General features: G+C 48.6%; 9 protein-coding genes. 3 read left to right on the top strand and 6 right to left on the bottom strand.

Features of this window, described 5'->3' with window-relative positions; genetic code table 11:
• The coding region (locus JTI85_RS07925; RefSeq protein WP_219352385.1) for a hypothetical protein at positions 1-2,837 on the bottom strand (2,837 nt) is incomplete at its 3' end.
• Between the two features lie 362 nt (positions 2,838-3,199).
• Positions 3,200-4,195 (bottom strand): 6-phosphogluconolactonase, encoded by a 996-nt coding sequence (gene pgl / locus JTI85_RS07920; RefSeq protein WP_199985058.1) that lies wholly within the window; start codon positions 4,193-4,195, stop codon positions 3,200-3,202.
• A gap of 164 nt (positions 4,196-4,359) precedes the next feature.
• Between pgl and JTI85_RS07915 the strand changes: the two genes are divergently transcribed.
• On the top strand, positions 4,360-5,178 hold the full coding sequence (locus tag JTI85_RS07915) for a pyridoxal phosphatase (RefSeq protein ID WP_061067554.1): 819 nt from the start codon (positions 4,360-4,362) through the stop codon (positions 5,176-5,178).
• On the opposite strand, the gene modC is transcribed toward JTI85_RS07915, so the two are convergent.
• The 4 genes from modC to JTI85_RS07895 all read right to left on the bottom strand — a co-directional run bounded on the left by modC (position 5,179) and on the right by JTI85_RS07895 (position 8,041).
• On the bottom strand, positions 5,179-6,237 hold the full coding sequence (modC, locus tag JTI85_RS07910; RefSeq protein ID WP_040232493.1) for a molybdenum ABC transporter ATP-binding protein ModC: 1,059 nt from the start codon (positions 6,235-6,237) through the stop codon (positions 5,179-5,181).
• Positions 6,238-6,239: 2 nt separating this feature from the next.
• Positions 6,240-6,929 (bottom strand): molybdate ABC transporter permease subunit, encoded by a 690-nt coding sequence (modB, locus tag JTI85_RS07905; RefSeq protein ID WP_005125418.1) that lies wholly within the window; start codon positions 6,927-6,929, stop codon positions 6,240-6,242.
• Entirely contained in the window at positions 6,929-7,702 is a 774-nt protein-coding gene (modA, locus tag JTI85_RS07900; protein ID WP_048212228.1) for a molybdate ABC transporter substrate-binding protein, read from the bottom strand. Before modA ends, modB begins: the two co-directional genes overlap by 1 nt.
• Before the next feature lie 189 nt (positions 7,703-7,891).
• Positions 7,892-8,041, bottom strand: a complete 150-nt coding sequence (locus tag JTI85_RS07895) for an AcrZ family multidrug efflux pump-associated protein (RefSeq protein WP_003023026.1) — start codon at positions 8,039-8,041, stop codon at positions 7,892-7,894.
• A 130-nt stretch (positions 8,042-8,171) separates the two neighbouring features.
• On the opposite strand from JTI85_RS07895, the gene modE reads away from it, so the two are divergent.
• Entirely contained in the window at positions 8,172-8,960 is a 789-nt protein-coding gene (gene modE / locus JTI85_RS07890) for a molybdenum-dependent transcriptional regulator (protein ID WP_061067553.1), read from the top strand.
• A gap of 66 nt (positions 8,961-9,026) precedes the next feature.
• On the top strand, positions 9,027-10,499 hold the full coding sequence (gene modF, locus JTI85_RS07885; protein ID WP_061067552.1) for a molybdate ABC transporter ATP-binding protein ModF: 1,473 nt from the start codon (positions 9,027-9,029) through the stop codon (positions 10,497-10,499).
• Positions 10,500-10,516: the final 17 nt, after the last annotated feature.

Below are 10,516 nucleotides of genomic sequence, written 5' to 3'. Positions count from 1 at the left end.
TGCCCTACCAATTCATTAAATTGCGTTGCTAATGTTTGAGCATGATTCAATAATTGTGATTTATTCCCACTATCACTATTGTTAATTTGTGCTAACCGTTCCCGGGCTTGTGCAATCACCCGCTCAGGTTCTGTCCCAACATCCTGTGGACGTTGCTCACCCGTTTCGAGGTTATTTACCACCGTGTTTAATTGTTCAGCCAAAGACTGGGTCATCGATAGAGCATTCGGTATATTGTCTTCTTTAAGCCAATTCACCACTGTTTTTATCTGGATTGCCAGTTCCTGTGCAATCTGCATAGCTGCAAGCACATTCTTTTGCCTACTCGGTTGTTCAGCATGACCCCTTACCGCTACAAATTTTTCTTTAATTTCTTCCGGTCGTTTTGGTATTATCATGTTTAACGCATTCTGCGTTACAGGACGTAAATTACTTTCCAGTTTATTTATCCCTACTTTTTCTAAATGCGAAAGATAATAACTGAACTGACTGGTCATTTTTTTAGCTTCATAGGAATAAAGTTTAGCCAGGAATTTATCATTATCCAAAGCGGTTCCAGATTTGATCTTGTCCTGATAAGCCTTGGACATAAAGCTGAATAGCTCAATATAATAGCTAAAGTAAAACATTTTATCTTGTGCGCTGCTACGGGCTATCATCTGACCGATACTTTCGCGATATTGTTTTACCATAGTATCTCTTATTTTTTTACCTTGATACACAGATAAACTATCGAAATAGCTGCGAGTAGTACTAACATTATTAACGTTTTCATTTATGCCAATAAATCGGATAGTAGCTTCACTTCCTCTATTGCAATGACTAACGGCAATCTCTAAACTCTCTCTTATCCTGGATAACTCTTTTAATTTATGCCGAATATCCTTTATCTCTTTACGCATTGATGACTTCCCGGCAGCCTCAAGCTTTATTTTATTAGACAGTAAGCCATTAATTTCCTGTTTTACTTGCTCGAGGTCTTTTGCGTATGAATGCGTTTTTTCCACTTCTAAAATCAATGGGTTATGGCTTAATAAATCAGCATAATGATTTATAATTTCATTTTCATTTCCTGGACCAACCTTAAAAAGGCAATTGGTTATCATATCTTCGCATCTGGCTACATCTGTTTTATTCTCTCTAATAATGCGCAGCAGTGAAGATAATTCCTCACCTGCCTTGTGTCCAAGAGGGTCATTAGTGGTAAATATTTTATTTTTCTGATTTTCCATTGAAAGTATATTTTTGCGATCTTTTGCTATTTCTTCAATAATGGGGAGATATTTACGTAACATCGTTGGCGAGAAACGCCTGAGGCTCACACCATCCTTTACGCACTGAATAATAACCGTTATTTCAACCTGCTCAGATGTGGATAGCGCTTGCAAAGCATGCTTTGCATGTCGCCCATAAAAATGTCCAAGTTTACGTAAAGATCCTCTTGTTTTGTCCTCCGAGCGAATTTTTATGAACGTCAACTCAGGGTGCAATAAAGGTATGAGATGCCTTTTGGCAATACCACCTTCTATGTAACGACCCTCATTATTTGTCCCTCCAGAGTTTAAAAAATACATCCTGGCTTCATCATTCATATTCCCTTTGCGATCAATATGGACCATATTGTTGGCATCTATATCTGTCAGTATATGAACGATACTATCTCGTAGCGTTCTTACGGCAACCACGCCGTATTGTCTTTCCGTTTCAAAATAAATAGTAATAATGTCCTCCCGTACACTGCGAAAAGCGGCTTGAGCGGCATCATTTTTACTCTTGGCTTTATCTGCGTCTTTTCTTGCCTTTATTGCATAGGCCTTTTCTTTGTCAGTAGCATCACTCTTTTTAGCCGCACCTTCAGCCTTGACTGCCATTTTTTCGGCCTTCTGAAGGTTATGGGCAGCATGATCAGCACTTTCCTTTCTTTTGTTTAACCTATTTTCAATGTCATTTAAAGAAAGTGAATTCATATTTCTACTGTCAAATCTATTGTATTTATCAATATTCGTAGGGAAATCACGATCGGTATCCAGCGTTCGCCGACCAATAATATCATTGAGTGGTATTATCGTTTCCTGTTTTACCTCCGCTAGATTTCCACGCCCCCCCTGACTCTCATCGATAAATAAAATAATCTCACCACCCTTAGCCATTGTTCCCTCATACTTATTGGCATTAGTGGATTTTTCAGGGGTAGTAGCCAGAATATGGTTCCATGGAATAAATTTCTTCTCACCTTTTGGAGAAGAGGGGAATGTAATTCCGTTAACATCTACTGTATAAGTGTCTTTTTTATACCTTGCTTCTGAAAGAATAGTGATAATCTCTTTTTTCGTCAATGTTCTGGCTATAACGTCTTCCTTGCCTCGTTTAGCTATGCAAAACTCAACCTGACCAATTGAATCAAAAGAGGGCTTAACTATTACATTTTGGCCATTAACAGACATTTGTACCTCGCATCCAGCGTATAACGGAAGAATGCGATTACCACGAGTGTTTATAACTCCATTATTATTTTTAATTTCATTAATAAATTCTTTGTTAGTTTTATTTTCTAATTTTGCATGTTCAATTTTTCCTTTGTTACTTTGATGACGTTGAACCTGAATCGATTTATGATGATGTTTGTGATGGACATTCGCTTTATCTAATTCATGGGAGTTATTAATTTTGCAGATCCCATCAGATACATTTATCTTTTTATCTGACTGTTTTACTGACTGGAGATTATCAGCAAGATGCCTCCTTCTCTCCACTGGCGGTCTTTTTTTTACAATGTTTTTATCTGCTAATTTATCACAAATAGATCTACTTGCAACACTGAAACTTAAATCAGACATATATATACCCCATATAGGAAAGAAAATATTTTTCACATTGAGAAAATTAATAATTAACACCGCTAATATTATAAAAACAAATAATAATTACATTCGCGAAATTAATGTAAAAATAACTCTGCGGGGTTATTAATACTATAAAAGCACATTAAAAGATTATAAAAAATGCTCCAATTTTTGGTAGAAAAGCATTTTTTTCGAAAGCAGGCGCTGGTATTCAGCGCTGAAGAAAAAGAGGTACAGGCCGTCAGCAGAAACGCGAGTACAACTGACTATAGAAGGGGATCAAACAGACAGAAACAGCAAAAGCATTCGCAATCAATCTTACAGATAGCGACGCCCGCTAACGGGCGCCGCTGTTGTTAGTACGCGTTAATCACCACCCACATCGGACCTTGCCCTACCGCGTAGCGACCTTTCTCCGTCAACAGGCCTTGTTCACCTGCAATCTCATACACCGCGATATGGTGCGATTTTTGCCCGGCGGCGATCAGGTATTTCCCACTGTGGTCGATATTAAAACCGCGCGGCTGGATTTCGCTCGGCTGGAAGCCTTCTTTCGTCAGCACGCTCCCATCTTCTGAGACGCTAAACACCGTAATCAGGCTGGCGGTACGGTCACAGGCATACAGATGACGACCATCTGGTGTAATATGGATATCTGCCGCCCAGCGGGTATCAGAGAAATCAGCAGGCATCATATCCAGCGTCTGCACACACTCAATTTTGCCATACGGATCTTTCAGTTCCCAGACGTCAACGGAGCTGTTCAACTCATTCACGCAGTAGGCATATTGCTGATTCGGATGGAATGCCATATGGCGCGGGCCTGCGCCTTCAACGGTAGTCACTTCCGCCGGCTCCTGCGCGACCAGATGACCATCATCGCTGACGGTGAACAGGCAGATACGATCCTGTTTCAACGCTGGAACCCACAGGGTACGGTTATCCGGTGAGATGTTGGCCGAGTGGCAGCCGTCCAGACCTTCAACCACGTCTACCAGCTCTACCGGCAGACCATCATCCAGACGGGTAACGCTCACGCTGCCCGCGTTATAAGAGCCAACAAACACAAAACGCCCCTGATGATCGGTAGAAATATGCGTCGGGCTCCCCGGCAGCGCAGACTCTGCCGCGAAAGTCAGCGCACCGTCATCAGGCGCAATACGGTAAGCCAGCACGCGAAACTCCGGGCGCACGCCAACATAGAGGTAGCGCTTATCCGGGCTGACGACCATCGGCTGTACCTGACCCGGCACATCAACCACCTGCGTCAGCGTCAGAGCCCCCTCGTGATTCAGGCTCCAGACGTGAATTTGCTGACTCTCAGGGCTGGCGGTATAAACGGTTTGCTTCATGAAAACTCCTTTGCTTTTGGCAGGTGGCTGCAATTGCCTGACACACGCCTAAGGTAGACGCTTTTAACGGTGAATGCTTAATTAAGGCTCAGAATTTTGTCCGGCTCCCGTCTCGGTGTACCATTCCAGCAGACAAAATTCTCAACCTTAATCTGGAAAAACCTATGACCGCACGCGTGATTGCCCTGGATTTAGACGGTACCCTGTTGACCCCGAAGAAAACCTTGCTGCCCTCCTCTCTCGAAGCGCTCTCGCGCGCCAGAGAAGCAGGCTACCAACTTATCATTGTCACGGGTCGCCATCACGTTGCTATTCATCCTTTTTATCAGGCACTGGCGCTGGATACACCTGCAATTTGCTGCAACGGTACCTACTTGTATGATTATCAGGCGAAAAAGGTGCTGGAATCCGATCCCCTCCCGGTTAACCAGGCGTTGCAACTGATCGATATGCTGAATGAACATCAGATCCACGGGCTGATGTATGTGGATGAAGCCATGCTGTATGAGCGCCCAACCGGACATGTGGTGCGTACCGCTAACTGGGCGCAAACCCTGCCGCCGGAACAGCGCCCGACCTTCACCCAGGTACCTTCACTGGCGCAGGCGGCGCATGACGTCAACGCCGTGTGGAAATTTGCCCTGACTGACGAAGATATTCCAAAGCTACAGCAGTTTGGTAAACATGTTGAACAGCAACTGGGGCTGGAGTGTGAGTGGTCCTGGCATGATCAGGTTGACGTGGCCCGTAAAGGCAACAGCAAAGGACGACGCCTTGCCCAGTGGATTGAAGCCCAGGGCGGATCAATGGAAAACGTGATCGCCTTTGGCGATAACTTCAACGATATCAGTATGCTGGAAGCCGCAGGTACCGGTGTGGCGATGGGCAATGCCGATGATGCGGTCAAAGCCCGCGCCAACATCGTGATTGGCGACAACACCACCGACAGCATCGCGAAATTTATCTATTCCCACCTGTTGTAATCAGGCAGTAATCGACACGCTCTTAATTTGCGCGTACAGCCACAGGCCAGGCTTGATACCCAGTTCATCCCTGGCCCATGGGCTAATTCTCGCCCACAGCGTTTTCCCGCCGACCTCAAGCTGTACTTCCACCTGACCGTTATCGTCATAGCACTGCGCGACTTTCGCCCGCAGCACGTTACGAATACTGGTCTGCTGCGGCGGTTGGAGCACCAGTGAAACATCTGATGCCTGAATACGAATACGCAGCGCGGTTTGCAGTGGTTGATCCAGCTTATTGACCCACAGATGCTGATCGCCGAGCGCCAGCGCGGTCATCGCATAGTGCGGATGATGTTCCAGTACGCTGACTTTCAGAATGCTGCTTTGCTGTTCCTTCGGCAGCCAGGGGTGCATCACGCTGCTGCCCCAGACGTCCTCCAGCGAACCAAACGCTTTCACCTGCCCGTTTTCCAGCACCATCACTTTGTCCGCCAGGTGCAAAATTTCATCGAGCGAGTGACTGACATACAGCATCGGAATATTAATTTCACGCGCCAGGCGTTGCAGGTAAGGCAGCAGTTCGCGCTTACGCGGAATGTCCAGCGAGGCGAGCGGCTCATCAAGCAACAACAACTCCGGCGCGGTAAGCAGCGCCCGACCGATGGCGACACGCTGCTTTTCACCACCAGAAAGGCCGCCGGGTAGACGGTCGAGCAAAGGCTCAATACCCAACAACGCCACCAGCTTATCAAACTGTCCGGCCATGCTTTTCGCCATACCGTAACGCAGATTGCCGCGTACTTTATAATGCGGGAACAGACGCGCATCCTGAAAAACATAGCCCACCCGGCGTTTTTCAGGCGTCAGGCAGATACCGTTTTCAACGTCATTCAGTACCCGACCGTTGAGCACAATGCGCCCGGACTGTGGTTGGGTCAGACCACTGATAGCATTAATCAGCGACGTTTTACCCGCGCCAGAGACACCAAAAATAGCGGTAATACCGCTGGCTGGCAGCGTTTCGTTGAGCGTCAGGCAGTGGGTTCCCAGCGTCTGGGAGAAATTAAGTTCCAGCATGATTATCGCCCCGTCCGCTCACGGCTAATTCGCGCCAGCCACTCAGAAATGAGCAGCGAAATCAGCGCCAGCACGATAGAAATAATGCATAACCTTGCCGCCGCGCTTTCGCCACCAGGCGTCTGGATGAGGGTGTACATCGCCGAAGGAATGGTGCGCGTTTCGCCTGGGATATTAGAAACAAAAGTAATGGTTGCGCCGAATTCCCCGAGTGAACGCGCGAACGCCAGCACCGTACCGACAATAATACCGGGCAGCATCAGCGGTAAGGTAATGGTCATGAATACGCGCCAACGCCCGGCTCCCAGCGTGCGGGCCGCCTGCTCCAGCTTGACGTCAACACCTTCCAGCGCCAGACGAATAGCCCGCACCATAAGAGGAAAAGACATCACCGCCGCGGCCAGTACCGCACCGCGCCAGCTAAAGGCAAAGGTGATGCCAAACCAGTCATACAGCCATTCGCCAATGAATCCGCGCCGCCCCATAGCCACCAGCAACAGGTACCCCACCACAACCGGCGGCAGTACCAGCGGCAAGTGCAGTACGCTGTCGAGCAACGCTTTGCCCGGGAACTTACAGCGTACCAGTAGCCAGGCAAAGAAGATCCCAAACGGCAGGCTAAACAACACGGCCAGGGAAGAAACTTTCAGGCTCAGTAAGACGGCCTGCCATTCAGGATCGGTCAGTATCATTACTTGGTCGTAAATCCATAACGTTTGAAGATTTCAGAAGCCTGCGGTCCTTTCAGGTAATCATAGAACGCGCTGACCGTTGCGTTGGAGTGGCCATCAACAACCGCGATAGGGTATTCCACTTTTTTATGTGAGTCTTCCGGGAAGGTCGCCACAACTTTTACGCCTTTACTGGCGACGGCATCAGAACCATAGACAATGCCCAGCGGGGCTTCGTTGCGTTCAACCAGCGCCAATGCGCCACGAACATCTTCAGCCGGAGCCAGTTTCGGTGCCAGGGTATCCCATGCTCCCAGTTTTTGCAGCGCCTCTTTGGCATAAATGCCCGCCGGAACATGCTCCGGATCGCCAACGGCCAGACGTCCACCGTTCAACAAACTGGTCCAGTTGGTTTTGCTGTCGATAGTGAAGTCTTTCTGTGCACTGGCTTTCGGCGCGACAACGACCAGGCTGTTACCGAGCAGCGTTTTGCGCGTTGCGGTATCGATAGACTTTTTGTCTACCGCGTAATCCATCCACTTTTGATCGGCAGAAATAAACAGATCGGCCGGTGCGCCTGCTTCAATCTGGCGCGCCAGCGTGGAAGAAGAAGCAAAAGAAGAAACGACATCAACGTTCTTCTCTTTTTTATATTCTGCGGCAATATCCTGCATCGCGTTCGTTAACGACGCCGCTGCAAACACTGTGATTTTACCTTCATCCGCCAGTGCATGTCCGGCAACAGAAAGAGAAAGTGTTGCCCCTGCAAACAAGCGTAACCATGTACGTGCCATCTGTAACTCCTTTGAGTTTCGTTATGTAGGCGCAAATATAACGAGTAAATCAGGATTTTCCCAGCGGTTATTACTACCAATTAGAGGTTACACAAAGAAAATATCGGCAGGGAAAGCAGGATCTTGAGGAACTAACGCAGTTGGATAATGAGCAATAAAAAACGCCCGGCTAAGCGGGCGTTCGGGGAATCAATGGTTCTGTCTGGATTGGTCTTTCTGACCGATACCGGAAAAAATGTTGAACACTTCACCCAGTCCGTAAATCAGTCCCAGAATGATGGCCATTACCACAGGTACCATGATTACGGCGAATACCAGACTTTTCAATAACTCTAACATGGTCAACTCCAGATATAGTCCTTAGTTGTATTCTAACCACATAACACAGAAAAGCACTCCCCTTTTGTGCGGTCGGCTTTGCTCAGGCGCGGTTTTCCGTCACAATACCCTTTTTTGCCAGGAGCTTGTTATGCAGGCCGAAATCCTACTTACACTGAAACTTCAGCAAAAACTGTTTGCCGATCCCCGCCGCATTTCTCTGCTTAAGCACATTGCGCTTTCCGGCTCCATCAGTCAGGGCGCGAAGGATGCAGGTATCAGTTATAAAAGCGCCTGGGACGCGATTAACGAAATGAACCAGCTTAGTGAGCAGACGCTGGTAGAGCGCGCCACCGGAGGCAAAGGCGGCGGCGGTGCAGTGTTAACCCGCTACGGCCAGCGCCTGATTCAGTTGTACGACCTGCTGGCGCAAATTCAGCAAAAAGCCTTCGATGTCCTCAGCGATGACGATGCGGTTCCACTTAATAGTCTGCTGGCGGCCATCTCTCGTTTTTCACTGCAAACCAGCGCTCGTAACCAGTGGTTTGGCACAATAACCGCGCGCGACCACGACCAGGTTCAGCAACATGTTGACGTCCTGCTGGCTGATGGCGCAACCCGGCTGAAAGTCGCGATTACCGCGCAGAGCGGTGAACGTCTGGGGCTTGATGAAGGCAAAGAAGTCTTGATCCTGTTGAAAGCGCCGTGGGTCGGAATTACCCAGGATGACGCTATCGCTCAGGCCGCCGATAACCAGCTGCAGGGCACGATCAGCCATATCGAACGCGGCTCGGAACAGTGCGAGGTATTGATGACGCTACCAGACGGTCAGACGCTGTGTGCGACCATTCCGACAGAAAATACCGCGACGCTGCACGAAGGCGCGAATGTCACGGCCTATTTCAACGCAGACAGAGTGATTATCGCAACGCTGTGCTGAGTGATTGACATCGGCCTGAAGAACACGTATCCCTGTTATTAATCGCTGCAGATAATGGGATACAAAATGTCATCGTTGCAAATTTCGCAAGGCACGTTTCGTCTGAGTGATACCAAAACGCTTCAGTTGAATTCGTTGACGTTAAACGCGGGTGATAGCTGGGCGTTTGTGGGGTCTAACGGCAGCGGAAAATCCGCACTGGCGCGTGCGCTCGCCGGAGAATTACCGTTACTAAAAGGCGAACGCCACAGCCAGTTCACGCGTATAACCCGTCTCTCCTTTGAGCAACTACAAAAGCTGGTCAGCGACGAATGGCAGCGTAACAACACCGATCTTCTGAGCCCAGGCGAAGACGATACCGGGCGTACTACTGCGGAAATTATTCAGGATGAGGTCAGCGATCCTGCTCGCTGTGCCGCCCTGGCACAGCAGTTTGGTATTACCTCACTGCTCAGCAGACGTTTCAAATACCTTTCCACCGGCGAAACGCGGAAAACTCTGCTCTGTCAGGCACTGATGTCTGAACCCGATTTGCTGATCCTTGATGAACCGTTTGACGGACTGGATGTGGCTTCACGTTGCCAGTTGGCAGAGCTGCTCGCAGCGTTACATCAGGCCGGTTTTACGTTAGTGCTGGTGTTAAACCGCTTCGATGAAATTCCCGAGTTCGTGCAGTTTGCCGGCGTGCTGGCCGATTGCACATTGACAGAAACTGGTGAAAAAACGGGTCTTCTGCAACAAGCGTTAATCGCCCAACTTGCCCATAGTGAACGACTTGATGGTATTACCCTGCCCGAACCGGATGAGCCTTCCGTACGTCGCATATTGTCTGAGAACGAACCGCGGATTATGCTCAACGACGGGGTCGTTTCCTATAATGATCGCCCGATTCTTCATCATCTGAGCTGGCGGGTAAACCCAGGGGAACACTGGCAGATTGTCGGTCCAAACGGTGCGGGAAAATCAACGCTGCTCAGTTTAATCACCGGCGATCATCCGCAGGGCTATAGTAATGATTTGACGCTGTTTGGCCGTCGTCGGGGTAGCGGTGAAACTATCTGGGATATCAAAAAACACATCGGTTACGTCAGCAGCAGCCTGCATCTGGATTACCGGGTAAGCACTACGGTGCGCAACGTCATTCTCTCAGGCTACTTCGATTCCATCGGTATTTATCAGGCCGTATCAGACAGACAACACAAGCTGGTACAACAGTGGCTGGATATTCTGGGAATGGATAAACGCACTGCAGACGCCCCTTTCCACAGCCTTTCCTGGGGACAACAGCGGCTGGCGCTGATTGTGCGCGCGCTGGTTAAACACCCTACGCTATTGATCCTTGATGAACCCTTGCAAGGCCTGGACCCGCTAAACCGCCAGTTGATCCGCCGCTTCGTTGATGTTCTGATCGGTGAAGGTGAAACCCAACTGCTGTTTGTTTCCCACCATGCTGAAGATGCACCCGCCTGCATTACCCACCGACTGGAGTTTGTGCCCGAAGGCGATATCTACACCTATCAACAAACATCACTGCGTTAATTTTCATGCCTGGGCGT

This window comes from Citrobacter sp. Colony219, from assembly GCF_019382635.1.
Taxonomy (GTDB): domain Bacteria; phylum Pseudomonadota; class Gammaproteobacteria; order Enterobacterales; family Enterobacteriaceae; genus Citrobacter; species Citrobacter youngae.
Note: the sequence above shows the minus strand (reverse complement) of the source record. Positions and strands in the feature narration are given on the sequence as shown.

Excerpts from the sequence above, each read along its gene's own strand:
- pgl (WP_199985058.1), bottom strand. The coding sequence starts at position 4,195 with ATGAAGCAAACCGTTTATACCGCCAGCCCTGAGAGTCAGCAAATTCAC.
- JTI85_RS07915 (WP_061067554.1), top strand. The coding sequence starts at position 4,360 with ATGACCGCACGCGTGATTGCCCTGGATTTAGACGGTACCCTGTTGACC.
- modC (WP_040232493.1), bottom strand. The coding sequence starts at position 6,237 with ATGCTGGAACTTAATTTCTCCCAGACGCTGGGAACCCACTGCCTGACG.
- modB (WP_005125418.1), bottom strand. The coding sequence starts at position 6,929 with ATGATACTGACCGATCCTGAATGGCAGGCCGTCTTACTGAGCCTGAAA.
- modA (WP_048212228.1), bottom strand. The coding sequence starts at position 7,702 with ATGGCACGTACATGGTTACGCTTGTTTGCAGGGGCAACACTTTCTCTT.
- JTI85_RS07895 (WP_003023026.1), bottom strand. The coding sequence starts at position 8,041 with ATGTTAGAGTTATTGAAAAGTCTGGTATTCGCCGTAATCATGGTACCT.
- modE (WP_061067553.1), top strand. The coding sequence starts at position 8,172 with ATGCAGGCCGAAATCCTACTTACACTGAAACTTCAGCAAAAACTGTTT.
- modF (WP_061067552.1), top strand. The coding sequence starts at position 9,027 with ATGTCATCGTTGCAAATTTCGCAAGGCACGTTTCGTCTGAGTGATACC.